This window comes from Carnobacterium maltaromaticum DSM 20342 (assembly GCF_000744945.1).
Lineage (GTDB): Bacteria > Bacillota > Bacilli > Lactobacillales > Carnobacteriaceae > Carnobacterium > Carnobacterium maltaromaticum.
The window spans coordinates 2,603,462-2,627,882 of the sequence record NZ_JQMX01000001.1 but is presented as its reverse complement, the minus strand read 5'-3'; the positions used below and the strand labels follow the sequence as shown (position 1 = coordinate 2,627,882).

22 protein-coding genes, 10 tRNA genes, 2 rRNA genes and 1 other RNA gene are annotated in these 24,421 nt (G+C 37.6%); 4 read left to right on the top strand and 31 right to left on the bottom strand.

The annotated features are described in order from the left end of the window. Nucleotides 1–29: 29 nt before the first annotated feature. The 14 genes from BR77_RS12290 to dnaX all read right to left on the bottom strand — a co-directional run bounded on the left by BR77_RS12290 (nt 30) and on the right by dnaX (nt 12,206). Nucleotides 30–842, bottom strand: coding sequence for a PSP1 domain-containing protein (locus tag BR77_RS12290; RefSeq protein ID WP_010053486.1), 813 nt, complete (start codon nt 840–842; stop codon nt 30–32). A gap of 30 nt (nt 843–872) precedes the next feature. Then, nucleotides 873–1,868, bottom strand: coding sequence for a DNA polymerase III subunit delta' (holB, locus tag BR77_RS12285; RefSeq protein WP_010053485.1), 996 nt, complete (start codon nt 1,866–1,868; stop codon nt 873–875). A gap of 17 nt (nt 1,869–1,885) precedes the next feature. Further along, the gene (locus tag BR77_RS12280) at nt 1,886–2,215 is read right to left on the bottom strand and encodes a cyclic-di-AMP receptor (protein ID WP_010053484.1); all 330 of its coding nucleotides are present in this window, start codon (nt 2,213–2,215) and stop codon (nt 1,886–1,888) included. A 1-nt stretch (nt 2,216) separates the two neighbouring features. After that, the gene (gene tmk / locus BR77_RS12275) at nt 2,217–2,864 is read right to left on the bottom strand and encodes a dTMP kinase (RefSeq protein ID WP_015077654.1); all 648 of its coding nucleotides are present in this window, start codon (nt 2,862–2,864) and stop codon (nt 2,217–2,219) included. Nucleotides 2,865–3,147: 283 nt separating this feature from the next. After that, nucleotides 3,148–4,383 (bottom strand): MFS transporter, encoded by a 1,236-nt coding sequence (locus BR77_RS12270; RefSeq protein ID WP_035065152.1) that lies wholly within the window; start codon nt 4,381–4,383, stop codon nt 3,148–3,150. 194 nt (nt 4,384–4,577) lie between these two features. Further along, entirely contained in the window at nt 4,578–5,051 is a 474-nt protein-coding gene (locus tag BR77_RS12265; RefSeq protein WP_015077656.1) for a MarR family winged helix-turn-helix transcriptional regulator, read from the bottom strand. Nucleotides 5,052–5,180: 129 nt separating this feature from the next. Then, entirely contained in the window at nt 5,181–5,639 is a 459-nt protein-coding gene (locus BR77_RS12260) for a hypothetical protein (RefSeq protein ID WP_010053475.1), read from the bottom strand. 91 nt (nt 5,640–5,730) lie between these two features. Next, entirely contained in the window at nt 5,731–6,075 is a 345-nt protein-coding gene (locus BR77_RS12255) for a hypothetical protein (protein ID WP_010053472.1), read from the bottom strand. Then, nucleotides 6,072–7,406: a DUF1576 domain-containing protein gene (locus BR77_RS12250; RefSeq protein ID WP_016356660.1), complete on the bottom strand. Its 1,335-nt coding sequence runs from the start codon at nt 7,404–7,406 to the stop codon at nt 6,072–6,074. Before BR77_RS12250 ends, BR77_RS12255 begins: the two co-directional genes overlap by 4 nt. 9 nt (nt 7,407–7,415) lie before the next feature. Further along, a complete protein-coding gene (locus tag BR77_RS12245; protein WP_015077659.1) occupies nt 7,416–8,861 on the bottom strand; it encodes an aminotransferase class I/II-fold pyridoxal phosphate-dependent enzyme in 1,446 nt (481 codons plus the stop codon). A 101-nt stretch (nt 8,862–8,962) separates the two neighbouring features. After that, the gene (locus tag BR77_RS12240; protein WP_010053463.1) at nt 8,963–9,193 is read right to left on the bottom strand and encodes a YaaL family protein; all 231 of its coding nucleotides are present in this window, start codon (nt 9,191–9,193) and stop codon (nt 8,963–8,965) included. Nucleotides 9,194–9,209: 16 nt separating this feature from the next. After that, nucleotides 9,210–9,806, bottom strand: coding sequence for a recombination mediator RecR (gene recR / locus BR77_RS12235; protein ID WP_010053460.1), 597 nt, complete (start codon nt 9,804–9,806; stop codon nt 9,210–9,212). A 104-nt stretch (nt 9,807–9,910) separates the two neighbouring features. After that, complete coding sequence (locus BR77_RS12230; protein ID WP_010053459.1) at nt 9,911–10,222, bottom strand: YbaB/EbfC family nucleoid-associated protein; 312 nt, start codon at nt 10,220–10,222, stop codon at nt 9,911–9,913. 97 nt (nt 10,223–10,319) lie between these two features. Further along, nucleotides 10,320–12,206, bottom strand: a complete 1,887-nt coding sequence (gene dnaX, locus BR77_RS12225) for a DNA polymerase III subunit gamma/tau (RefSeq protein WP_015077660.1) — start codon at nt 12,204–12,206, stop codon at nt 10,320–10,322. A gap of 230 nt (nt 12,207–12,436) precedes the next feature. On the opposite strand from dnaX, the gene BR77_RS19525 reads away from it, so the two are divergent. Both BR77_RS19525 and BR77_RS12220 read left to right on the top strand, forming a co-directional pair. After that, nucleotides 12,437–12,607 (top strand): hypothetical protein, encoded by a 171-nt coding sequence (locus BR77_RS19525; protein ID WP_257613240.1) that lies wholly within the window; start codon nt 12,437–12,439, stop codon nt 12,605–12,607. Then, a complete protein-coding gene (locus BR77_RS12220; protein WP_236700905.1) occupies nt 12,573–13,208 on the top strand; it encodes a carbonic anhydrase in 636 nt (211 codons plus the stop codon). Before BR77_RS19525 ends, BR77_RS12220 begins: the two co-directional genes overlap by 35 nt. Before the next feature lie 51 nt (nt 13,209–13,259). Here BR77_RS12220 and ffs read toward each other — a convergent pair. Next, nucleotides 13,260–13,346: signal recognition particle sRNA small type (gene ffs / locus BR77_RS18735), an RNA gene on the bottom strand. Between the two features lie 173 nt (nt 13,347–13,519). On the opposite strand from ffs, the gene proC reads away from it, so the two are divergent. Then, complete coding sequence (gene proC, locus BR77_RS12215) at nt 13,520–14,332, top strand: pyrroline-5-carboxylate reductase (RefSeq protein WP_015077724.1); 813 nt, start codon at nt 13,520–13,522, stop codon at nt 14,330–14,332. 74 nt (nt 14,333–14,406) lie between these two features. Here the strand turns inward: proC and tadA are convergent, their stop codons facing one another. Further along, nucleotides 14,407–14,928, bottom strand: a complete 522-nt coding sequence (gene tadA, locus BR77_RS12210) for a tRNA adenosine(34) deaminase TadA (RefSeq protein WP_015077725.1) — start codon at nt 14,926–14,928, stop codon at nt 14,407–14,409. Between the two features lie 141 nt (nt 14,929–15,069). Here tadA and BR77_RS12205 point away from each other — a divergent pair, with 141 nt between their 5' ends. Further along, the gene (locus BR77_RS12205; RefSeq protein ID WP_010049713.1) at nt 15,070–15,936 is read left to right on the top strand and encodes a helix-turn-helix domain-containing protein; all 867 of its coding nucleotides are present in this window, start codon (nt 15,070–15,072) and stop codon (nt 15,934–15,936) included. 74 nt (nt 15,937–16,010) lie between these two features. On the opposite strand, the gene BR77_RS12200 is transcribed toward BR77_RS12205, so the two are convergent. The 15 genes from BR77_RS12200 to BR77_RS12130 all read right to left on the bottom strand — a co-directional run bounded on the left by BR77_RS12200 (nt 16,011) and on the right by BR77_RS12130 (nt 24,316). Beyond that, on the bottom strand, nt 16,011–16,361 hold the full coding sequence (locus BR77_RS12200; RefSeq protein WP_010049709.1) for a hypothetical protein: 351 nt from the start codon (nt 16,359–16,361) through the stop codon (nt 16,011–16,013). 102 nt (nt 16,362–16,463) lie between these two features. Continuing rightward, nucleotides 16,464–18,956, bottom strand: a complete 2,493-nt coding sequence (locus BR77_RS12195; protein ID WP_016356668.1) for an ATP-dependent Clp protease ATP-binding subunit — start codon at nt 18,954–18,956, stop codon at nt 16,464–16,466. A 30-nt stretch (nt 18,957–18,986) separates the two neighbouring features. After that, complete coding sequence (locus BR77_RS12190) at nt 18,987–19,448, bottom strand: CtsR family transcriptional regulator (protein ID WP_010049704.1); 462 nt, start codon at nt 19,446–19,448, stop codon at nt 18,987–18,989. Between the two features lie 223 nt (nt 19,449–19,671). Further along, nucleotides 19,672–19,745, bottom strand: a tRNA-Pro gene (locus BR77_RS12185). A gap of 48 nt (nt 19,746–19,793) precedes the next feature. Further along, nucleotides 19,794–19,867, bottom strand: a tRNA-Arg gene (locus tag BR77_RS12180). A gap of 3 nt (nt 19,868–19,870) precedes the next feature. Further along, nucleotides 19,871–19,959, bottom strand: a tRNA-Leu gene (locus BR77_RS12175). Nucleotides 19,960–20,013: 54 nt separating this feature from the next. After that, a tRNA-Gly gene (locus tag BR77_RS12170) sits at nt 20,014–20,085 on the bottom strand. A 36-nt stretch (nt 20,086–20,121) separates the two neighbouring features. Next, nucleotides 20,122–20,197, bottom strand: a tRNA-Thr gene (locus tag BR77_RS12165). A gap of 18 nt (nt 20,198–20,215) precedes the next feature. Beyond that, nucleotides 20,216–20,300, bottom strand: a tRNA-Leu gene (locus tag BR77_RS12160). A 41-nt stretch (nt 20,301–20,341) separates the two neighbouring features. Further along, nucleotides 20,342–20,414 (bottom strand) — tRNA-Lys (locus BR77_RS12155). 1 nt (nt 20,415) lies between these two features. Continuing rightward, nucleotides 20,416–20,491: transfer RNA gene (locus BR77_RS12150), tRNA-Val, on the bottom strand. Nucleotides 20,492–20,528: 37 nt separating this feature from the next. Beyond that, nucleotides 20,529–20,644 (bottom strand): 5S ribosomal RNA (gene rrf, locus BR77_RS12145). Between the two features lie 256 nt (nt 20,645–20,900). Continuing rightward, nucleotides 20,901–23,822 (bottom strand): 23S ribosomal RNA (locus tag BR77_RS12140). 311 nt (nt 23,823–24,133) lie between these two features. Then, a tRNA-Ala gene (locus tag BR77_RS12135) sits at nt 24,134–24,206 on the bottom strand. A gap of 36 nt (nt 24,207–24,242) precedes the next feature. After that, a tRNA-Ile gene (locus BR77_RS12130) sits at nt 24,243–24,316 on the bottom strand. Between the last annotated feature and the right edge of the window lie 105 nt (nt 24,317–24,421).

The window sequence follows — 24,421 nt, the reverse complement described above, 5'->3', positions numbered from 1 at the left end:
TTCTGAGAAAGTAACACAATGTACCTTCTTTACATATTAGCAGTTGCTTCATTTAATTCTTCTAAAGTATACTCTAAGGGCGTTTCTTTCCCATTCAAGCGCACTTTAATAATTCGGCTCAATAAGTTTAAGCCAATAACTGTTCCTTCACCATCTGGTGTTACTACCTTTTTCCCATAGTCTGGCAACTCACGTTTAGCTGCTTCGTATTCATCATTTTCATACTTTAAGCAACACATTAAACGGCCACATAAGCCTGAAATTTTCGTTGGGTTTAACGATAAATTTTGATCTTTAGCCATTTTAATAGATACCGGCATAAAGTCTCCTAAGAAAGTTGAACAGCACAGCATACGTCCACACGGTCCAATTCCACCAAGTAATTTAGCTTCATCCCTAACACCAATTTGGCGTAATTCAATCCGTGTTTTAAACACACTAGCTAAATCCTTAACTAACTCTCGAAAATCAACTCGACCTTCTGCACTAAAATTAAAGATCATCTTGCTACGATCAAAAGTATATTCTACATTAATCAGTTTCATTTCCAACTGATGATGAGTTATTTTTTCTGTCGCAATATCGTAAGCCTTAGCTGCATCGATTTTATTTTGCTCTTCCTTTTGGAAATCTTTTTCAGTAGCAATACTGTTAATTTCCTTGAGAGGATGAATTAAATCTTCTTCTAAAACTTCTTTTTTATCTATCACAACATTGCCCATTTCGATGCTATGTTGCGTTTCTACAACCACTTGGTCGCCAACGTGACATTCCCAACTACCAGGAGAAAAGTAATAAATTGTGCCAGCATGTTTAAATCTAACACCAATTACTGTTTTCATGAATCGTCCCTCACTCCAGCTTTATTCTGTCTAAATAGAATTTCTCATTAATAAAAGAACCATTTGTTCAAAAACACCTTGCGCTGAAACATTACTTTCTAGTTTTTTTCGACTAAATAAAATCGTTTCAATCGCTGCTGTTACATCTTTCCCTCGACTTCTTGCCAGAAAATCTTGTAGTATCTTTTGATGTTGAGGATAAGCTAACTGATCAACTGAACCATACAAAAGCATCAGTGCATCGCGATAAGCTAACAACAACAATTCAAAAGCCAGCATTTGTTGTTCTCTTTCCTTAAAATGAGGCATAACATCTGTTTGAACAAAAATAAAAGCTTGTTTTTCATTTTGAGAAATTAACTGAAACCATTTCCAGATAATATCCCTAGCTTCATTAAACCATTCATTGCGATTCATTTCAACTGCTGATTCCAAACTATTGGTCAAATGTACTAATAAAGCGCCCTGTTTTTCACTAATTTCTAATTTTTTTAATTCAGTTAATAACATTCGTTTAGAAAGTGGTGAAAAATGAACAAGCTGGCAACGAGATAAAATAGTCGGTAAAATTTTTTGTTTAGCCGTTGTTAATAAAAAAGCCACGACTGTTCCTTCAGGTTCTTCTAAAAATTTTAATAAACTATTGGCTGCTCCAACTGTCATTTTTTCAACATCTTCAACAATAAAAACTTTTTGACGGCCTTCAACACCACTTTTAGAAAATTCGGTTTTTAATTCTCTAACTTGATCGACTTTAATAGAAAGGCCATCTGGAGCAAGCTCAGTAACGTCTGGGTGTTGGTGTTCCAAAATTCTAGTACAATTTTGGCACTTCCCACAAGGTAGACCATCTTCAGGTTCTAAGCAAAAAATAGCTTGCGACAACCAAATAGCCATTTCCTTCTTACCAACACCTGGTACGCCCTCAAAAAGGTAAGCATGAGCAAGTTGCCCATGCTGTAAGTTTTTTTTGAAGCGATTAAAAAGTTGCGGTTGTAACCATTCTAAATTGTTTTCGTTATCCATCTTAGTCCCCTTATCTTCTAAAATTGATGGAATTGTTCTACCGGCATAACAAATACTGTTGCACCACCAACTTGGACTTCAATTGGATAAGGCATATGTGTATCCATAGAAACGTCTAGGCTAATTGGCGGAGTCATAAATTGTTCTCTTGCTTGACAGGTTTCACGAATAATATCTAAAACTTCTTGAATCCGTTCATCTTCAATCCCAACAATAAACGTTGTATTCCCTGATTTCAAGAACCCACCTGTTGTAGAGAGTTTTGTTGCTCTTACACCTGCATCAACAAATTCATTTGAAAGACGTGCGCTATCTTTATCTTGAACAATCGCTAATAGTAATTTCATTTTATTCAACCTCTTTCAATTTTAATTTTTCTGTAATTAACGTATAACAAGCTGCTACAACTTCTGAAATAGCTCCACTAGCATCAATCATTTTAATTCTTTTTGGATTTTCACTAGCTAGTTTCAGATAAGCTGTTCGAACTTTTTCATGAAATTCAATTTTTTCTTGATCCAATCGATCAAACTGACGACTATCCTTATTACGTGTAATCCGTTCGATTCCAACACTTGCCTCAACATCTAAATAGAGCGTTAGGTCTGGTTCCAAGCCTTCTGTAGCAAATAGATTCATCTCTCTTACAGCTTCAACTCCGATGTCTCTACCAGCACCTTGATAGGCTAGAGAGCTATCTACAAAACGATCACACATTAATAAAGCACCGCTTTCTAAGGCGGGTTTTATTTTTTCAATCAAATGTTGTCTCCGTGCTGCGGCATAAAGTAAAGCTTCTGTCCGAATATCCATTTCAGTATTGACTGGATTCAAGATTAATTCTCTAATTTCCTCTGCAATTCGACTACCACCAGGTTCCCTAGTTGCAATAACATCCATTTGCACTGTTGCTTCCAGTAATGGCAACAACTCCTTTAAGACACTTGTTTTCCCAGCACCGTCTGGACCTTCAATTGTTATAAAAATACCATCCACTTTACCGTACCCCTTATCATCACTTATTCTACTATTCATTATACTTTATCTAGTGCCAACCGTCTAATCAAAAAATTTAAGGTACCAAAAAAACTGATTTTATTCGGATAAAAAGCTCTTTGAATCCCCTAAATCAAACAAAAAAAATAAATCCCCATAAAGTAGTTCTTTACTTTGAGAGGAATTCATCTTTTTCCAAAAATCAGATTTAACAGACCTAGTCTAATAAGCTAGAATTATCAACAAAAAACGCCATTCTTGGTGCTAGTAATTTAAATATAATTTAAGTCTCAACAAGTCCGCGCTTATATAGAAATAAAATCGCTAGTGCAATGAGAATCACACCCATAAAAGCAGGAGCTGCGTGACCTAGTGTGATATAGATTTGACCTCCAATAATCGGTCCAGCAATTCTTGCTAAAGCTTGAATTGATTGACTACCGCCTTGGACTCTCCCTTGTTCACTAGCATCAACAGATTTAGATAACATTCCATTAAATGATGGACCAAAAATTGAATCCCCAAATCCAAAAACAAATATTCCAATAATAAAAAATGGATAAAATGAAAACAAAGCTGAGCCTGCAATCAAGCTATACCCGATAATTTCAGCTGTCATTCCAACAATTGCAATTTGCTTGTCCGTATATTTTAATAAAAGTTTAGGCATGATTAGCCCTTGTGAAAGAATATCTTGGATGCCCATAATTGAAAACATCAATCCAATTATAGCTGGTTTCCAATTAAAATTATCAATTGTAAATTGTGAAAAAATAGCCTGTAATGAACCATTTGGTAACCACAATAAGAAAGCTGATATCAACAACCATTTTAAATTTTTCATCGATAAAATAGTAATTAATTGTGTAAATGGATTCAACCTTACTATTGGAATAGCTACAATTCGATCTTTTTTATCTAAACTCTCAGGCATATAGATAAATCCATATACAACGTTGATTACTGTAATTATTGCTCCAAAATACAGCGGCAATGAGTAATCAAATCTAGCCAGTAAACCACCCAATGCTGGGCCAATAGCCGTTCCAACTCCAACTACAGCACTCATCCATCCAAAATATTTGGTTCTTTGCTGAGCAGGAATGATATCAGAAAAATAAGCAAAAATCGTACTAATACTTCCACCTGTCACTCCTTCAACAATACGTCCAATAAATAAAACCCATAAAGCTCTACCTATTCCAAAAATTAGGTAGCCAATAGCAGAGCCTAGAAGACAAATTAATAAGACTGGTCGACGACCATATCTATCGCTTAGAGCCCCGATACCAGGAGCAACAAAAAAGACACAGACTGCATAAACAGATGTAAGTAATATAACAATAATAGTTTGATTTTGAGGGCTATTTACATAAGGCCGCACTAAAAATGGAACAACCGGCATTATGATACTAAAACCAAGCCCACAAAGGAAACCTGAAATAAGACCAAAGGCTAACGCATGCTTGTCTATTCTTTTTTCTGAATTTTGATCATTATTTTCTTTAAATTTTGACATTGAATTTCTCCTTAATTAGCTAAATATTGTTTCTTAGTCAACAATATAATAACTAATTTTAGTTTCCTTGTCAACAAAAACTCGTTTTTTTTTTTACTTATATTTTAGGATTGCATTCGCTCCTTTGGGTTGATGCCTAGCGTAAGAACTATAACAAAAAGACAGCCTACTCAATAAAGTTGGGCTGTCTTAGTTTATTCTGATTTAGTATTTAGCGTTACTTTCTTTATTTCTTTATCTAGATGCTGACTGTACAATTCGACAAAATGTAGCATGCTATTAAATTGTTCCTCAGTTACCTGCTCAAAAACAACTTTATCTCGTTCACTGAATTCATTGTGCAACTTTTCATGAATATCATATACTGCTCGCCCCTTTTCTGTCAGCCTAAAGTAAATTTCTTTCTTATTATCGGACTTTTGATAGCTCTCAATCAGCTCTTTTTTTATCAGCTTCTTCGTTAGCTTGCTGATAGCACCTCTCGTCATATAAAAAGAGTCAGCTAATTTAGTCACATTAGAGTCTTTATTTTTTTCGATGTACTCCATACAATGAACTTCAGAGGACGTATAGCCTTTCAAACTGTCTTCCATCTTCCTTCGATTTAACCAGCTCATTTTATCATATAACTCTCTAAATCCTACTTTAATTTGTTCTTCTTTATTCATGAGCACACCTCCTACTTCATTACTCTATTATAATTAACTATTGTTTCCATTTCAACAATAGAAAATCAGACAATAAATAAAGACAGATTGCACCTACTATATCAGGTGCAATCTGCCTTTAACCTTTAATTAATAAGAAAACCCTTCGTCAGCTAAATAGCCTTCTGCTGCTTCTTTGGTTTTAAAAATTGCTTCTAAACCACCATGTGACATATAAATTGACCACATGCCATTGCCATATTTCAATGTCAATTGATCATTGTGATCATCATGCCACTCTTCTTCGTAGCCTTCTTCATAACCATCTTCTGTTTTTTTCAAATATTCAATGGCTTGTTGAACATACTTATGAATAGTTCCCGCGTCTTCATCACGAATCGAAATATACCCTTTATTAGTGTCCTCATCAGGTAAATACCCTGCATAAATAAAGGCATTACCGCTTTTAGGATGTAGAAACTTAACAACTATCGTTTTTGCAACTGCACTATCTTCAAAATGGTAATTTAAGCGTTCCATCGAAACTTCATGTACCGTTAATTCATCATATTCATCAAAAATTGCTTTTTTTTCTTCAAATGATAACATTATATCATCCTTTCCCTAGTTACCTGTTCCAATTATAACAGGATTCTCTTGGAATTACTCATTAAAAAAAATTTCTTTTGAACCCACCAACTTAATATAAATTTTCACGGTAAATGCGAATATTTAATAAACCTTCTTGGCAGGTAATTTCAGCTGAGTCTACTAACATTCCCACTAAGCTATAATCCTCTTGTTCCCTGTGCATGCCCATTAAATGTTCGTAGTAGTCATCCATTTCTGGTTGCCTTTTTACTTCCAATAATGTTTTTAAATTTTCTAGATTACCAGGTTTGCGCGGGACAAGTCCTTCTAACTCTAACCAAATGCCTTCTCCATTTACTGTTAAATTCATTTGGGTTTCTTCGCAGCCGTTTTCCAAAAAGTACCCTACTAATTCCTGCAAAATTTTTTGCGCTGTTTCTCGCTCTTCATTCATGCTTTTTTCTCCTTTTTTAAATTTAAGATAGCATCATAAATTGGAACCAAAATTGCGGCTGTAAAGCCACCAGAAAAGCCATTATTATATAAATTCATACCACCATGTAAATAGCCGATATTCATCACTAATGCCATATGCAAAAAGCCTGCTACGACTCCTGCAAAGCTGCCATAGTAACCACTAATCGGAGCTAATGTTGTTCCAAATAAAGCTGCTAATAAAGCATTTGTTGAATTAGGTTGGTAAATATTAAAAATTGCGGCTAAATAAACGCCAATAAAAATTGGAATGCTATTACGCGGATGTTTCCCGAAAGCACTAAATCCCATAATTGTTAGAATTCCACCAATAACTGGCCCATTTAGCTCTCCACCAACTAACAAAACATAAGATGTTGCTACAATTCCTTGCAAACCCATATTGATTAATGTTGTCCCAAATCCTTCTAATAAGAAAAAATCAGTAACCAACTTTCCAGAATGCTTCAATAACTTGGGATAACCACCAATACTCATACCGTTATAGTAGAAACCCAATCCAAAAAAAACAAAACAAAAACCAATAATTACTATTGATAAACTCAGATTGTTTCCACTAGAAAGGATTGAGACACTCTCAATTTCATGACCAAACATGCGGCTAATAGCTGTAATAAACATACCAATAATGCCAGAAGTAAACCCGATATTATATAAACTGAATCCTTTGTGAAAGCTTAAAAAATGGCTCGATAAAGGTGGCAAAATTAGACCTATGCCAATCCCAATTAAATAGCCTAAAGCAATTCCTTTCCAAGGCTCTAATCCCATTCCAAAAGCAAACTCACTAACTACAGGTCCCAATGCTGTTCCAAATAAACTAATTAAAACAAAGTGTGAAAATGGACGCCGCTCGAACTTGGCATATAACATAACCCCTAATGTGATTGGAATTGAGTTAAATAAATTTTTCCCAAATAAAGAGAAACCACAGACAGTCAAAATCCCTGCCACTAACGGTCCTGAAATCGTGATTTTTTGGGAACGCACCATCAAAACGCTCAATAACGTTAACAATCCACTATTAAAAAAAGCTGCCCCAATTGACGTCAGTTCCATATAATCTGTTAACAGTTTCCCTGATGATCTCATAATCACTTTCATTCCATCAAAAATTTCGATAGGCGATTGGAACAAAAAAGCAATTGCCATTAACGCTAAGCTGAAGCTGACTAATAAATAGTACTTACTATCTTCAGTTATTTGTGGTTGCATTACCTTGTTAGTAACTTCATCCCTAGTTACTTCCAATTTAGTTTCACTATTCTTTTTTTCTAACTTTCCTTTCATATCTTCCTCCTATTTTTCTTCCAAATAAACCTGTATTTCACCTTGCTCTGTTAATCCAACCACTCTTGCTCCTTGGCTCAACCAACCTGCTAACTGAGTGATATGCTCTTGTTGAATTTTTTCACCCTTTAACGCTAAAGGAACTCCTGGTGGATAAGGCGTAATATTCTCTGCTGCTATTCGGCCGATACTTGTTCGCCACATTATTTTCTCAAACATCAATCCCACTTGCGCAGCATAGGTTAACTCTAGTTCACTCAATCTTGAATAATGACCATTCACAATAAAATTATTTCTTTTCTCGCTACTCTTTTCTAAACCTAACTGACACTTATCAAACTCTGAAAAAGCACCCAAATCTTGGTTCTCTTTTATTAGCGGGAAAGTTAGAACGATTTTTTCATGATCTACTAGTTCTGGAAATAAACCAGATTTCTCTAGCTTTTTTCCTAATTCTATTCCGGTCAACCCTTGATACCTCAAAATTAATTTAAGAGGATCTCCACTTATTTCAGCATTCAATCCTTGCTCTTCAAAAAAACATTTCCAATTTTTTACAAGTACAAGACTGGCCTCCAAATCAGCTGCTGTTAAACTGGCTAAAAACCAACGTGCATATTCCAAAGATAGCATAAGTAAGTACGAAGGACTACTAGACTGAAGCATATGTAAATAATGCTCCACTTTACTCTTTTGTTCCTCAGTAAGATTATTCCCAATATGCAAATAAGCCGATTGGGTTAATGCTGGCAACATTTTATGTGCTGATTGTACTACAATATCAGCTCCCAAAAATAAGGCTGACTTTGGAAAGCTGGCGTTTTGTTCTCCTAATATAAAATGCGCGCCATGAGCTTCGTCAACTAAAGTTAAACAATTATGTGCTTTGGCTAAATCAAGTAGCTCTTCAATTGGATAAATATCTCCTGCATAAGTTGGATACGTCAAAATCAACGCTTTTACGTCTGGATAGGCCAATAAAGCTTTTTGTAAAGTGGCAAGTGAGATACCTACTGGTGATTGATGTTTAGACTCGATTTCAGGCGCTAAAAAAATAGGACGTAATTCATTTAACTCCAAACCATGAATAATTGATTGATGGACATTACGATCAACAAATACTCGGTCACCTTTTTGCGTTGTGCCTAAAATCATAGCTAAGTTCCCAACAGTTGAGCCATTAACTAAATAATAACTTTGTTGACTCTGATAGAAGTTCGTTAACAAATCTTGACTCTTTTTAATTGCTCCTTCTGCTTCATGTAAATAGTCTAACCCCGTCACTTCCGTTTGATCAAACGGTAGAATACCTCTGAATGCCGCCATATCCTCTAGCCAGTTTAATCCATTTTTATGTCCTGGCACATGAAAAGAAATTTTTTCCTGTTTGTGGTGTTTTTTTAAGGCGTCAAAAAGAGGCCGCTGTTTCTGATCGAAGTTTTTTTTCTCTCCCATCACCCTGGCCTCCATTCTTTCTATCATCAAAACATGAGAACTGGATTTTCTAGACTCAGTCCAGAAGGCACTCGCTATTCTTCTGAACTTTACTCTCATGTTTATCTTACTTTAGTACTTTTTAATTTTCTAATCCGAGCTTCTTTAAATAGATAAAAATACTTAGCTTCAGCTAATTTTGTTTGAGCAAACAAAAGACCGTCTTTGTCAAAAACAGAATCTTCAATATCTTTTTTATACTCCCACTCATCTTTTGTTTTATACATTAACTCAAGTAAGGATTCATCGTATTCTTTTCTTAATAAGCCTTTTTTATTTTTTCCAAATAACATTTTCATCCCCACCTTCTTAAAGTTCTCTACGCCCTTCAACTGCTTTAAGTAATGTAATTTCATCTGCGTATTCAATATCGCTTCCCACTGAAAGACCATGGGCTAGACGTGTAACCTTAATTCCAGCTGGTTTAATTAAACGAGATAAATACATCGCTGTTGCTTCCCCTTCAGCAGTCGCATTAGTGGCGATAATGACTTCATTAATTTCATCAGATTGCAATCGTTTAATCAAGCTAGGAATATTAATATCTTCCGGACCTGTCCCTTCAATAGGCGATAAAACGCCATGTAAAACATGATATAAACCGTGATATTCTCGCATTTTTTCTAAAGAAATAACATCTTTAGGATCTTCTACAACTAGTACAACACTACGGTCACGAGTCGTATCCTTACAAATCTCACAAGGATCTTCTTCTGTAATATTTCCGCAAATCGAACAATAATGTAAGTCGCGCTTGGCGCTAATCAACGCTTTCGCAAAATCCGTCACATCTTCTTCCTTCATATCAATGGTGAAAAAAGCTAAACGAGCAGCTGTTTTTGCACCAATACCTGGTAATTTTTGATAACTATCAATTAATTTTGAAATGGGTTCTGGATAATGCATTTTCTTTTCCTCACATTCATTTAGTCAAAAGAAAGCTGGGACAAAAAGCCCCAGCTTAATCTTTTTATCTAAATAATTCAAAGATTACCTCTCGAATTATTTAATTAGAAGCCTGGGATTCCTTTAGTGAATTTACCCATTGTTGCTTGTGTTTCATTATCGACTTTATCTAAAGCTATATTTGTTGCCATTAAAATTAAATCTTGCAACATATCAATATCATCTGGATCAACTGCTTCTGGTTTAATCACAATATCTTTCATTTTTTTATCGCCAGTCATTGTTACAGTAACTAAATCGCTACTTGCTGAACCAATAAATTCTTTTTCATTTAGGGCCTCTTGAGTTTCAGCCATTTCTTTTTGCATTTTTTGCATTTGTTTCATCATACCTTGCATATTTCCCATTCCACGCATCTTAAAATCTTCCTCTCATTGGTTAGTATATCTTATTTTAACGAAAAATCTCGTTAAAGTCACTTTTATTGCTAGTTCTTAAGAATAAAAAAACTTTTTAATCATTCACAACTTCAACAATTGATTCACCAAATAGCTCTAAGGCTTCGCTTACAACTGAATTATCGGTTTTGGACTCATCTGGTGGTGGAGCTAAATCATCAAGTCCATCAAATGGTGAAGCTTCAACTCGTTGCTCTGTCTCTTGACTAATTTGATGGTTCGTAGGCACATTTTGCTGTTGATTATCTCCTGCTGCTTGATTAGCTTGAATCGAATCTTTTGAGCCTTCACTCTTATTTTGTGTAACTGTATCTGGTTTATTTTGACTTAAATACTGCGTTCTGATAGTTGGCCATTGTTCACTTGGTACACAAATCATTTTAGGCGTATGCCCGATTAAACGACGCATATATTCACTGACTGCTTCAATTAATTCAGTATCGTTGGTTGCTTTTTGACATAAAATATCATATTCAAATGAAACAATCAAACCGTTTGGACTTGCTGCTACTGGTGTAGAAGCCTTCATAATCGCCCGTTGTGTAACAGAAAGCATGTTCAATAAATCAGGCCATAGATCACGGAGTTGGACTAAATTATCTTTAGTTGCTTCTTTTAGCACACTATAAATTCCGGTAGTATTCGGTTTGAACTGTCCACCAACAACTTTTTTCTGAACTTTAGCAGGAGCTGTCTTAGCTGCTCCACCAGAAAAACCTTGCTCTTTCATTTCTTGGAGTTGCTTCTTCAATGCTGCCAATTCTGATTCTAAATAAGCAGTATTGGCATTCCCAGAAGACTCTTGTACTCGATCTACTTGTTTAGTTGGTACTTCCTGAATTACAGCTGGTGCTTCATTCCGAAGCTGGGTCATTTTAACAGTCGCTACTTCCAAATAGATATCCGGATGATTACTAAAACGCATCTCTCCTTGCGTTTCATTTAAAATCGTAATGACACTATACAACGTTTTAGCAGGAATTTTTTGGCTTAACTCTTTGAATCCATTATCGGCACTTGCTTCTTCTAATAAATCAAGCATTTCTGGAGCTTGTTGATAGACAAGCAAATCTCGACTGAATAGAATTAAGTCTTCTACAAAACGAGCAGCATCTTTACCTTCAGCTAAAATACTTTGGAGGATAGACAGTCCTTTTTCAGTATTATTCATTACAATAGCATCAAAGTAACTTAGTAGTAATTCTTGCGTCAAACTACCTGTAACACTCATGGCATTCGCTACTGTCACCATATCATCTCCGTAAGAAATAACTTGGTCTAAAATACTTAATGCGTCCCGCATGCCACCTTCAGCGACTCTAGCAATCACAGGCAATGCTGCATCTTCAAATCCAATTTTTTCTTGATTTAAAATATAAACCATGCGCGCACAAATATCTTTCACCGAAATACGTTTAAAATCAAAACGCTGTGTTCGGGAGATAATTGTTAATGGAATTTTATGTGGTTCTGTCGTAGCTAAAATAAAAATAACATTTTTAGGAGGTTCTTCTAATGTTTTTAATAGCGCGTTAAATGCACCTGTTGATAACATATGAACTTCATCAATGATGTAGACTTTATAGTCCGCGCTTGTAGGAGCATACTTAGCCTTATCTCGAATATCACGTATTTCCTCAACACCATTATTACTTGCTGCATCAATTTCAATAACGTCGTTTAATTGACCAGATGTAATGGCTTTACACGTCTCACATTCATTACAAGGTTCGCCATCTTCTAAAAACTGACAATTAATCGCCTTTGCAAAAATCTTAGCGGCACTGGTTTTACCAGTTCCACGTGGACCGGTGAATAGATAAGCATGACTAGATTTGCCTTGTATCAAAGCATTTCTAAGAGTCTGTGTAATTGCTTGTTGACCAGCAATATCTTGAAAACGTTGAGGGCGCCATACCCGATAAAGTGCTTGATAACTCATCTATTTCCCTCTTTCTTGTTCATATAGTTTCTACCTATTATTATACTTTATTTAGGCTTATATTTCATTAGGAAAGAGCCATTTAATTTCAATCTGGTCTCTTCTCGTATACATATTCCTATTGAATCAAAAAAATTACATATTTTTACCCCAATTTCCAAAAAAATAAACACAGTTTTTAAATTTATTTCATGGTATCATTTAGCTATTACTTATAGAAGGAGAAGAAAATGATGAAAAATAAAAAAATTTTAGTTGGGGTACTCTTTATGAGTCTCTTAGTATTAGCTAGTTGTGGACCACAAAAAGGAGCTTCTGTAGAAAGTTCCAACATAGAAAACAAGTCTGAAAAAAAAAGAAGAACATTTGGATTACAAAAATCAAGAAGAGTGGGATTTTGAAGCTGGTGATGCTCAGTCGCCAATAAATATCGAAACTAGCACTGCCGTTCCCATGGTAGATGCTGGAGAAATCACCATCAACTACAATGATCTTGTGATTGACGAAGTTGATAATGGACATAGTATCCAAATTGATGACACTGGTACGGCAGTCATTAATGGACGGAATTTTGATTTAAACCAATTTCATTTTCATGCTAAAAGTGAACATACCATCAACTCAGAATATTTCCCACTTGAAGCACACTTTGTTAATAAAGCTCAAAACGGTCGCTTAGCGGTACTAGCCGTTTTATTCAAAGAAGGTCAAGCCAATCCAGCATTTGAAACCATTTTACAAAATATTAAAAAAGGTGAAAAAGCTACCGTTTCTGATCCAATTAATACTAGTCAACTTTTCCCAACTGACTTTAGCTACTATCATTATTTAGGTTCACTAACAACTCCACCGCTAAGTGAAAATGTTGAATGGTACGTGATGGAGCATCCTGTAGAAGTTTCTAAAGAACAATTAAAAACATTTAACACCTATTACGATGGAAACAATCGTGAAATCCAGCCATTAAATGAGCGTATAATTCTAAAACACGAGAATCAATAAAAAATTTAAGAAAAAAGAATCTAATCAAATTGATTAGATTCTTTTTTCTCTATGTACATACAGCACATGGCGAAATCAACTTAGTGCTGCTTCCTTCCGGATCTGACACGATTCGTAGACTCACCATTGCCATACGGCCTTGCGGCAATTTCTATTCTACCGTACATCTATAATAAAAGCTAGTCTTTTTTTCAATAAAAATGGAGCTAAATAAGTCAAACTCTTAAAATAGCCGTAGCCAACGCATGCTGATTAAAATGTGGTAAAATAAAAGTTAGTTTGAATACAACTACTAACCAAGGAGTGATATGATGAAAATAGGCTTTATTGGAACAGGAAATATGGCACGAGCCATTATTAAAGGCATCATTGAAAGCAAACAATTACCTAACGAAAATATTTTTGTCTTTAATAGGGATTCAGATAAGACCACTAGTTTTGCTATTGAAACAAATACACACCCTTGTACTTCAAGTCAAAAACTTGCAGAATCTGTGGATGTGCTTGTTTTAGCCGTTAAGCCAGGAGTAATTCCTACAGTTTTAAAAGAACTGCACACGACATTTTTAAAACATCAACCTTTGTTGGTATCGATAGCAGCAGGCACAACGATTGCTTCCCTTGAAGACACTCTTGGATCTATTCAAAAACATCCTATCATCCGTGTAATGCCAAATTTAAATGCGTTGATTGGTAAAGGGATGGCAGCAGTATGCAGTAATCAATTTGCTTCAAAACAACAAATTAGCTTCGTTTTAGATTTATTTAATTCAATTGGGATAGCGATTGAACTAGAGGAGCATCATTTCAGTACCTTTACTGCTATCGCAGGGAGTTCGCCAGCTTATACATTTTTATTTATCGACTCACTTGCTCGAGGAGCCGTTAAAAATGGGATGCCAAAAGATTTAGCCACTAAAATTGCAACTCAAGCAGTCCTTGGCAGTGCCGAAATGCTTTTAGCCAGCGACAAATCTCCTTGGGATCTAATTGATCAAGTTTCGTCTCCAGGTGGGACAACTGTTGCTGGACTGGTTGCTCTCGAAGACGAAGCATTTATATCAACAGTCATTAAGGGTGTGGATGCGACAATAAAAAGAGATCACGAGTTAATGAACGACTAAAAAGTTACCCACAGACTTAGAATAAATTCTTCTAAGTCTGTGGGCATCTTTTTTAATTTATCGTTTATCCACAGCTATTTTGTGGTATTTATTTCATCTATCGCTATTTTTTGTTTTATTTTTTCTATTTTTTTCCTTTTTCGCAATTCTCTGAAAAAATCACTTAGGAGTTTTCCACATTCTTCTTCTAAGATTCCTTTTTCCACAGCAACTTGATGATTAAATCGAGTATCTGTTAATAAGTTTAATAGAGTTCCTGCTGTTCCACCTTTAGGATCTGCTGCTCCATAATAAACGGCCTTCATTCGAGACATAATAAGCGCGCCACTACACATTGGGCAAGGCTCCAAAGTCACGAACAAACTAGCCTCCTCTAAGCGCCAACTCTCCATTACCTGATTTGCTTCTCGAATGGCAATCATTTCAGCATGGGTTGTTGCATCGTTCGTTTCTTCACGACGATTATGACCTCTAGCAATGATTTTTCCATCTAAAACGATGACTGCTCCAATCGGTACTTCTAACTTATCCCCAGCTTTTTTAGCTTCTACGATAGCTTCTCGCATAAATTTTTCTTTTTCCACATGTGTATACATTAGTCAATTCCTTCTTTATTTTTCTATATCATACCATATTCAGCTTCTTTTTTTGTCAATTAATGGTAAAATAAAGACAACTCTTAAGACTTTAATTCGTGTTTTGTCTATAGAGATGACTATACGAAAGGGGCGATTTAATTGGATTTCCAACAACTTAAAACAATCTATCCAACCGCTAAATTATCCGATACTCGTCAGCTTGATACAGCGCTCTTAAATTTTCCCTACTCTAATCAATGGATACAAATTGAAAGCCAAGACTTATCCACATCCGAAATAAAACTACTTAATCAACTGTTTAAGTATTCTGAAACAGCGGCTAACTCGCTCAATACACACTTTTGGTATCAATTTTTATGGGAAAATAAACAGATATCCACAACTAAGCACGGTGACTATCGAGTGATTCAATTTGAAATTGTTCATCCTTCTCAAAATGAAAACGCTACTTCTTGGTTAGAAGCTTTTCAAAATATTTTTGAAGGCTGTGAAGATGCCTTTTTCATTAGTGAAAATTACGGAATTATCATCGAAGAAAAGCAAAAAACTGAACTAAGTACTAAAGAAATAGTAGGCGTCCTTCAAGCCTTAGAAGATGATTTTTCTATAAAATCCATTTGCTATATTGGGCAATATTGGACTATAACTCCATCTTTTCCAAGTTTATTTAATGAAGAGTATACCATTTTTCAAAAACAAAAAGGGCAAAATAAAGGTTTAGCAGTCCTCTCTTTATCTCAACTAGCCCTTTCCCACTATATCAAATCTGCTCTGGAAGAGAGCGAATTACTTAGTGAACTCAAGAAAATATTCTCTGATCAAGCGGAGTGGAGAGAATTAGTCAAAGCCCTTTGGGAGACACAAGGGAATATTTCAATGGCTGCCAAAAGCCTCTATGTGCATAGAAATACCTTGCAATATCGTATAGATCGCTTCAATGAAGCAACTGGCTTTTCTTTAAAAGATAAAGACGATTTAATGTTGTGCTACCTTTTATTACTTTAATATTTTAGTTATCCACAAATTTTGCAAAAAAAAGCACCAGACTCCAATAACTTAGGAGCTGATGCTTTTTTTAATTAATTTTCAAACTTTTCTTTAACGGTATCTTTGTAACCATGTAATGTGCTTTTGAATTCTTCAGCAGCATCTTTCAAGTTATCCCCATACACGTTAATACGTCCTTTTAAGCTATTAACTTTATCCACAATTTGTAGCAGGTTTGTAATTTCTTCGTCAGATAAATGGTCAACAACTTCTAATGCATCATTGTTACCATTTAACTTTTCTTTAATAAAATCTTTCGCACGTTTGCGGTTCATAAAACTTTCGATCTTCTTAACAGCTTTTTCTGATGATGAAACGATAATTGTTCCAACAACGACTGTAGCTCCTAATCCAATTAATAATCCTTTAGTTGCGTTTTTCATTCTATTCACATTCCCTTCAAATTAATAACAATCTACTCTTTTATAGTAACATAGTTTAAAAAAATTCCCTAATAAAAACAATTTTACTTAAGAAGTTAACCTTTATTTCACTTCAACTGTCTCAGGTTTTGCTTTCTTTTTCAATTCTTTAACTTGAATGTTAATTTTACCTTTAGCAGCACCAATTGTCACATGGTCTCCAATTTTAACTGTTTTATTTAGTAATTCTTCACTCAAACGATCTTCAACTTCTTTTTGTAAGGCTCTGCGTAATGGACGAGCTCCATACTCTGGATCAAATCCAGCTTTAGCAATTACTTCAATAGCTGCTGGAGTAATTTTTACATGGATATCTAGATCTTTTAGGCGTTTGACAATAATTGCTGCCATCAGCTTAACAATTTCATTTAATTCATTTTTTTCTAAACTGTGGAAAACAATAGTTTCATCAATTCGATTAATAAATTCAGGTCTAAACGTATTTTTCAATTCTTCCAGAATACGTTTTTCCATTGCTTTATGATCTTTTTTCGTATCTTTCGTACTAAATCCAACTGATTTTTCATCTCTTAATGATGTTGCGCCAAGGTTTGAAGTCATAATTAAAATTGTATTTTTAAAATCGACTTTGCGACCCTTAGCATCTGTTAAATGTCCATCATCTAGAACCTGTAACAGAATGTTAAAGACATCTGGATGAGCTTTTTCAACTTCATCCAATAGAACAACTGAATATGGTTTTTGACGAATTTTTTCAGTCAATTGTCCACCTTCATCATATCCAACATAGCCTGGTGGGGAACCTATTAAACGACTTGTACTATATTTTTCCATGTATTCAGACATATCTACACGAATCAACGCATCTTCACTACCAAACATTGATTCAGCTAAAGCTTTGGCTAATTCCGTTTTCCCTACACCTGTAGGTCCTAAAAACATAAATGAGCCTATTGGTCTGTTAGGATCTTTCAAACCGCTTCTAGCACGTCTCATTGCTCTAGACACTGCACTTACAGCATCTTCTTGTCCAACAACCCGACTATGCAATACTTTTTCTAAATTCAGTAAACGTTCACTTTCTTTTTGTTCCATTTGTTGCACTGGAATTCCAGTCCAAAGAGAGACAACCTCAGCAACATCAAACTCGGTTACTTGTAATTTGGATGCAGAATGTTGTTTTCCTTCTTTGACAATCAAGGTTTCTATTTTTTTCTTTTGACGCATTTCTTTCGTCCGAATAGCGGCAGCTTTTTCAAAATCTTGCATTTGAATAGCCAGTTCTTTATCATTTACAAGTTGATCTAATTCTGCAACTGCTACAGCAACTGGAGTTGGTTTATCAGAAACATCTAACCGAACTTTAGCAGCTGATTCATCAATTAAATCAATTGCTTTATCTGGCAATTGTCGAGATGTAATGTAGCGAGTTGAAAATTGGACAGCAGCATGGATAGCTTCGTCTGTAACTTCCACACCATGATGTTCCTCATACCGTGAACGAAGACCTAAAAGAATTTCCTCAGCCTCTTCCGGAGTTGGTTCATCAACAGTAATAGGCGCAAAACGTCTTTCTAATGCAGCATCTTTTTCAATATATTTTTGATATTCATCTAAAGTCGTAGCACCAATGGTTTGTAACTCACCACGGGCTAAGGCAGGTTTTAGAATGTTTGAAGCATCAATAGCGCCTTCAGCTCCACCTGCACCAATTAGGGTGTGTAATTCATCAATAAATAAAATGACTTGGCCATCTTGATAGATTTCTTCAATAACTTTTTTCATTCTATCTTCAAATTCACCACGATACTTAGTACCAGCTACCATAGATCCCATATCTAGCATCATCAAACGTTTTTTAGCCATATCTTTGGGTACTTCACCATTGATAATCTTTTGCGCTAAACCTTCTGCAATCGCTGTTTTACCAACTCCTGGTTCACCTACTAAAACTGGATTATTTTTAGTTCGGCGGCTCAAAACTTGAATTAAGCGGTGAACTTCTTTATGCCGACCCACAACTGGATCCATTTTCCCCTCTTTAGCAAGTGCTGTTAAATCTCGTGCTAATGAATCTAACGTAGGAGTTCCACCTGTTGCTTGTTTAGGTGATTGACGACCGCGTCTTGCTCCTTTAGTCCCGTTAACGTCGGAAACACCGATTTTCTTCAATAATAGTTGGCGCGTTTTATTTAAACTAACATCTAGATTACTTAAAATTTTTGAAGAAAGGATTTCTTCTTCACGTAATAAACCTAATAACAAATGCTCCGTTCCAACCAAAGGTGCACCCAAGCGTCTAGCCTCATCGGTTGCAAACGTAATCACTTGTTTCGCACGAGGAGAGTACGGTAGCAAAGCATTTTTAGGAACATTTTTCATGGTGCCGTAACCTGTGAAATGTTCAATTTCTTCACGGACATCTTGTTCGTTTACGGCAAATTGTCGTAATGTTTTCCCAGCCATCCCATCTTGTTCAACAACTAGAGCTAATAAAATATGCTCTGTGCCAACTGAATGATGACGGAAATTTTTAGCCTCTTCTTGGGCAAGTATTAAAACTAGCTTAGCTTTTTCAGTGAATAATTCATCCATAAATCGTTCCTCCATCATTTACCGTAATAGTTACTCATATCTTAGATTATTTAAGAATGCAATTAAAATTTGAGCTCGCAATTCATTTTCTAATTTCCCACACAAGGTTAAGACTGGTTTTTCCATTGCAGAAAGGATTAGAGTTGCCTCACGTTTTGTTAACATATCATCTTCATATAACTTTTGAACAATTGAATAGGCATCTTTTTGTGAAATTTTATCGCCAATAATTTGAATCATGGCATCGAGCATTTCTGCTTTGTCTAATAATTTTACTTTAATAATTCTAATGTATCCACCACCACCGCGTTTACTTTCAACTAGATAACCTTGTTGGATGGTAAAGCGCGTGTTAATTACATAATTAATTTGAGAAGGCACACAATTAAATTGATTAGCCATTTCACTACGCCGAATTTCAATTTGTTCATGGGCAGTTAAAACTTGTTTCAAATAGGCCTCAATAATATCAGACATATTTTGATTTTGCATGAGTCTCCTCCTTTAAAAATATTTTATTAGATTTTGACTAATACTGACTTTAATTATACGAGAAAATAATAGATTTGAAAAGCAAGTCTACTTATTTCTACAATATTTTTATAAAAAACAGTGAAAATATGTCACAGATCAGCTAATTTCCTAAAATTACAATTAAAAAAAATGATTTTAACTCCAAAAATGGAATTAAAATCATTTTTTATCGTTCATTTTATCGGGAAGACAGGATTCGAACCTGCGACCCCTTGGTCCCAAACCAAGTGCTCTACCAAGCTGAGCTACTTCCCGTGGGTATGAATCGTAATTGTTCCTATTTTCTTTATAAAAAAAAAGAAATGCACCCAAGAGGAGTCGAACCTCTAACCGCTTGATTCGTAGTCAAGTACTCTATCCAATTGAGCTATGGGTGCAAATGGTGCCGAGGGCCGGAATCGAACCGGCACGGTGATCACTCACCGCAGGATTTTAAGTCCTGTGCGTCTGCCAGTTCCGCCACCCCGGCATGGAATGTGGATCAGATCTCAAAGAAATCTGGGCAAGCTAGACGAATCTAGTAAGCGAAAGACGGGGTTCGAACCCGCGACCCCCACCTTGGCAAGGTGATGTTCTACCACTGAACTACTTTCGCATCGCATATATTTTATTTAATGAAATAGTATAAAAATGGTGCCGGCTAAAGGAGTTGAACCCTCGACCCTCTGATTACAAATCAGATGCTCTACCAACTGAGCTAAGCCGGCTATATAAAAAAATAATTATGGTGCGGGTGAAGGGACTTGAACCCCCACGTCTTACAACGCTAGATCCTAAATCTAGTGCGTCTGCCAATTCCGCCACACCCGCGCAAAAAGGGCAGCTAACTATTCATTTAAAATGTTTAGTTATGAGTCATGTAGGATTCGAACCTACGACCCTCTGATTAAAAGTCAGATGCTCTACCAACTGAGCTAATGACTCATGGTGGGGGTTAACGGGCTCGAACCGCTGACCCTCTGCTTGTAAGGCAGATGCTCTCCCAACTGAGCTAAACCCCCAAAATGAATGGATATTTTGACTAAATGTATTGAATCCGCGTGGCAACGTCCTACCCTCACAGGGGGAAACCCCCAACTACTCTCGGCGCTGAAAAGCTTAACTGCTGTGTTCGGCATGGGAACAGGTGTATCCTTTTCGCTATCGCCACCACACAATTTTTTTACAACTTGCGGCGCTACTCTGCGTCTGTTTCCTTTACTCCACTCCTCATGCACACTAGTGCATTCCGGGGTTCGCTCAGTTACATCCTTGATTAGCTTGCAATTTGTTAAAAAATGCTTGTTTAGGTTGATGGTTACATCGACACTAAACTGCGATTCAATTATTTAGTTGTAGAGAGTTTGATCTCTCAAAACTGGAACTGTTTAAAAAGTAATTGTTTTGGAAACGTTCTTCACCGTTTATTTCTTGGTTAAGTCCTCGACCGATTAGTATTGGTCCGCTCCATACATCGCTGTACTTCCACTTCCAACCTATCTACCTGATCATCTCTCAGGGGTCTTACTCACTTACGTGATGGGAAATCTCATCTCGAGGGGGGCTTCACGCTTAGATGCTTTCAGCGTTTATCCCTTCCACACATAGCTACCCAGCGATGCTCTTGGCAGAACAACTGGTACACCAGCGGTGTGTCCATCCCGGTCCTCTCGTACTAAGGACAGCTCCTCTCAAATTTCCTGCGCCCGCGACGGATAGGGACCGAACTGTCTCACGACGTTCTGAACCCAGCTCGCGTACCGCTTTAATGGGCGAACAGCCCAACCCTTGGGACCGACTACAGCCCCAGGATGCGATGAGCCGACATCGAGGTGCCAAACCTCCCCGTCGATGTGGACTCTTGGGGGAGATAAGCCTGTTATCCCCAGGGTAGCTTTTATCCGTTGAGCGATGGCCCTTCCATGCGGAACCACCGGATCACTAAGCCCGACTTTCGTCCCTGCTCGACTTGTAGGTCTCGCAGTCAAGCTCCCTTCTGCCTTTACACTCTACGAATGATTTCCAACCATTCTGAGGGAACCTTTGGGCGCCTCCGTTACTCTTTAGGAGGCGACCGCCCCAGTCAAACTGCCCGTCTGACACTGTCTCCAGCCACGATTAGTGGCTAGGGTTAGAGTGGTCATACAGCAAGGGTAGTATCCCACCAATGCCTCCATCAAGACTGGCGTCCTGACTTCTATGGCTCCTACCTATCCTGTACAAGCTGTACAAACACTCAATATCAAACTGCAGTAAAGCTCCATGGGGTCTTTCCGTCCTGTCGCGGGTAACCTGCATCTTCACAGGTACTATAATTTCACCGAGTCTCTCGTTGAGACAGTGCCCAAATCGTTACGCCTTTCGTGCGGGTCGGAACTTACCCGACAAGGAATTTCGCTACCTTAGGACCGTTATAGTTACGGCCGCCGTTTACTGGGGCTTCAATTCTTAGCTTCGCCGAAGCTAACCAATCCTCTTAACCTTCCAGCACCGGGCAGGCGTCAGCCCCTATACGTCATCTTTCGATTTTGCAGAGACCTGTGTTTTTGATAAACAGTCGCTTGGGCCTATTCACTGCGGCTGATCTTTCGATCAGCACCCCTTCTCCCGAAGTTACGGGGTCATTTTGCCGAGTTCCTTAACGAGAGTTCTCTCGCACACCTTAGGATACTCTCCTCGACTACCTGTGTCGGTTTGCGGTACGGGCAATTTCTTTCTAACTAGAAGCTTTTCTTGGCAGTGTGACATCAGAAACTTCGGTACTGTAATTTCCCTCCCCATCACAACTTGTCCGTACAGAAGCAAGCATTTAACTCACCTCAAGACTCATTGCTTAGACGCACATATCCAACAGTGCGCATTTCTTAGCCTCCTGCGTCCCTCCATTGTTCAAACAAAAGAAACTGGTACAGGAATATCAACCTGTTGTCCATCGCCTACGCCTATCGGCCTCGGCTTAGGTCCCGACTAACCCTGGGAGGACGAGCCTTCCCCAGGAAACCTTAGTCATACGGTGGACGGGATTCTCACCCGTCTTTCGCTACTCATACCGGCATTCTCACTTCTAAGCGCTCCACTAGTCCTCACGGTCTAGCTTCGACGCCCTTAGAACGCTCTCCTACCATAGAACCCTAAGGTTCTATCCACAGCTTCGGTGTACTATTTAGCCCCGGTAAATTTTCGGCGCAGGGTCACTCGACTAGTGAGCTATTACGCACTCTTTAAATGATGGCTGCTTCTGAGCCAACATCCTAGTTGTCTAAGCAACCCCACATCCTTTTCCACTTAATAGTAACTTTGGGACCTTAGCTGGTGGTCTGGGCTGTTTCCCTTTCGACTACGGATCTTATCACTCGCAGTCTGACTCCCGGATATAAATCAATGGCATTCGGAGTTTATCTGAATTCGGTAACCCTAGAAGGGCCCCTAGTCCAAACAGTGGCTCTACCTCCATGATTCTTAATTCCGAGGCTAGCCCTAAAGCTATTTCGGAGAGAACCAGCTATCTCCAAGTTCGATTGGAATTTCTCCGCTACCCACACCTCATCCCCGCATTTTTCAACATACGTGGGTTCGGTCCTCCAGTGCGTATTACCGCACCTTCAACCTGGACATGGGTAGGTCACTTGGTTTCGGGTCTACGACCACATACTCATTCGCCCTATTCAGACTCGCTTTCGCTACGGCTCCGTCTTATCAACTTAACCTCGCATGTAATCGTAACTCGCCGGTTCATTCTACAAAAGGCACGCTATCACCCATTAACGGGCTCTAACTATTTGTAAGCACACGGTTTCAGGAGCTCTTTCACTCCCCTTCCGGGGTTCTTTTCACCTTTCCCTCACGGTACTGGTTCACTATCGGTCACTAAGGAGTATTTAGCCTTGCGGGATGGTCCCCGCGGATTCCGACGGAATTTCTCGTGTTCCGCCGTACTCAGGATACACAACAGAGTGAACTTTGTTTCGATTACGGGGCTTTTACCCTCTTCGGCGGACCTTTCCAGATCGCTTCTTCTACAAAACTCATTTATGACTCTTAATGTCGTGTCCTACAACCCCAAAGAGCAAGCTCTTTGGTTTGGGCTCTTCCCGTTTCGCTCGCCGCTACTCAGGGAATCGAATTTTCTTTCTCTTCCTGCAGGTACTTAGATGTTTCAGTTCTCTGCGTCTACCTCTACTAGCCTATGTATTCAGCTAGCAGTAACATTCTATAAAAAATGCTGGGTTCCCCCATTCGGAAATCTTTGGATCAAAGCTTACTTACAGCTCCCCAAAGCATATCGGAGTTAGTCCCGTCCTTCATCGGCTCTTAGTGCCAAGGCATCCACCGTGCGCCCTTATTAACTTAACCTAATTTATCTGTATTGCTTCCTACTTCTTCGTCCATTTAGTGTTCTGCGATGCTCACGTACGCTAGTACGCTCTGCTTCTCAAACCCTTCATGTCCTCGAATTAGAAACCACTACAACTAAATTTTTATCGATGGTATTCCCGAAGGAATCTCATGATGTTAGTCAATGATTTTATTCATTATCTTACGATAAGAACTAATTAAAAAACTCATTTAAAACGCGGTGTTTTCTCGGTTTCTTACTTTAATTACTTTTTAAACAGTATCCAGTTTTCAAAGAACAAATTCTGTAATCTGCAATCAGATTACAATGGAGCCTAGCGGGATCGAACCGCTGACCTCCTGCGTGCAAGGCAGGCGCTCTCCCAGCTGAGCTAAGGCCCCTTATTAAGGGTATTTAATTAAAAATAAATAATCCAATGGGCCTAAATGGACTCGAACCATCGACCTCACGCTTATCAGGCGTGCGCTCTAACCAGCTGAGCTATAGGCCCAGGAAATTAGGACTCTAAAAGACTATTTATAAGTACCAATTTGAGAGTTAGACCTCTCAAAACTGAACAAAGTAAAAACGAATGTGTGGGATTTCCGTAATATTC

Excerpts from the sequence above, each read along its gene's own strand:
- BR77_RS12290 (WP_010053486.1), bottom strand. The coding sequence starts at position 842 with ATGAAAACAGTAATTGGTGTTAGATTTAAACATGCTGGCACAATTTAT.
- holB (WP_010053485.1), bottom strand. The coding sequence starts at position 1,868 with ATGGATAACGAAAACAATTTAGAATGGTTACAACCGCAACTTTTTAAT.
- BR77_RS12280 (WP_010053484.1), bottom strand. The coding sequence starts at position 2,215 with ATGAAATTACTATTAGCGATTGTTCAAGATAAAGATAGCGCACGTCTT.
- BR77_RS12270 (WP_035065152.1), bottom strand. The coding sequence starts at position 4,383 with ATGTCAAAATTTAAAGAAAATAATGATCAAAATTCAGAAAAAAGAATA.
- BR77_RS12265 (WP_015077656.1), bottom strand. The coding sequence starts at position 5,051 with ATGAATAAAGAAGAACAAATTAAAGTAGGATTTAGAGAGTTATATGAT.
- BR77_RS12260 (WP_010053475.1), bottom strand. The coding sequence starts at position 5,639 with ATGTTATCATTTGAAGAAAAAAAAGCAATTTTTGATGAATATGATGAA.
- BR77_RS12255 (WP_010053472.1), bottom strand. The coding sequence starts at position 6,075 with ATGAATGAAGAGCGAGAAACAGCGCAAAAAATTTTGCAGGAATTAGTA.
- BR77_RS12250 (WP_016356660.1), bottom strand. The coding sequence starts at position 7,406 with ATGAAAGGAAAGTTAGAAAAAAAGAATAGTGAAACTAAATTGGAAGTA.
- BR77_RS12245 (WP_015077659.1), bottom strand. The coding sequence starts at position 8,861 with ATGGGAGAGAAAAAAAACTTCGATCAGAAACAGCGGCCTCTTTTTGAC.
- BR77_RS12240 (WP_010053463.1), bottom strand. The coding sequence starts at position 9,193 with ATGTTATTTGGAAAAAATAAAAAAGGCTTATTAAGAAAAGAATACGAT.
- recR (WP_010053460.1), bottom strand. The coding sequence starts at position 9,806 with ATGCATTATCCAGAACCCATTTCAAAATTAATTGATAGTTATCAAAAA.
- BR77_RS12230 (WP_010053459.1), bottom strand. The coding sequence starts at position 10,222 with ATGCGTGGAATGGGAAATATGCAAGGTATGATGAAACAAATGCAAAAA.
- dnaX (WP_015077660.1), bottom strand. The coding sequence starts at position 12,206 with ATGAGTTATCAAGCACTTTATCGGGTATGGCGCCCTCAACGTTTTCAA.
- BR77_RS19525 (WP_257613240.1), top strand. The coding sequence starts at position 12,437 with ATGATGAAAAATAAAAAAATTTTAGTTGGGGTACTCTTTATGAGTCTC.
- proC (WP_015077724.1), top strand. The coding sequence starts at position 13,520 with ATGAAAATAGGCTTTATTGGAACAGGAAATATGGCACGAGCCATTATT.
- tadA (WP_015077725.1), bottom strand. The coding sequence starts at position 14,928 with ATGTATACACATGTGGAAAAAGAAAAATTTATGCGAGAAGCTATCGTA.
- BR77_RS12200 (WP_010049709.1), bottom strand. The coding sequence starts at position 16,361 with ATGAAAAACGCAACTAAAGGATTATTAATTGGATTAGGAGCTACAGTC.
- BR77_RS12195 (WP_016356668.1), bottom strand. The coding sequence starts at position 18,956 with ATGGATGAATTATTCACTGAAAAAGCTAAGCTAGTTTTAATACTTGCC.
- BR77_RS12190 (WP_010049704.1), bottom strand. The coding sequence starts at position 19,448 with ATGCAAAATCAAAATATGTCTGATATTATTGAGGCCTATTTGAAACAA.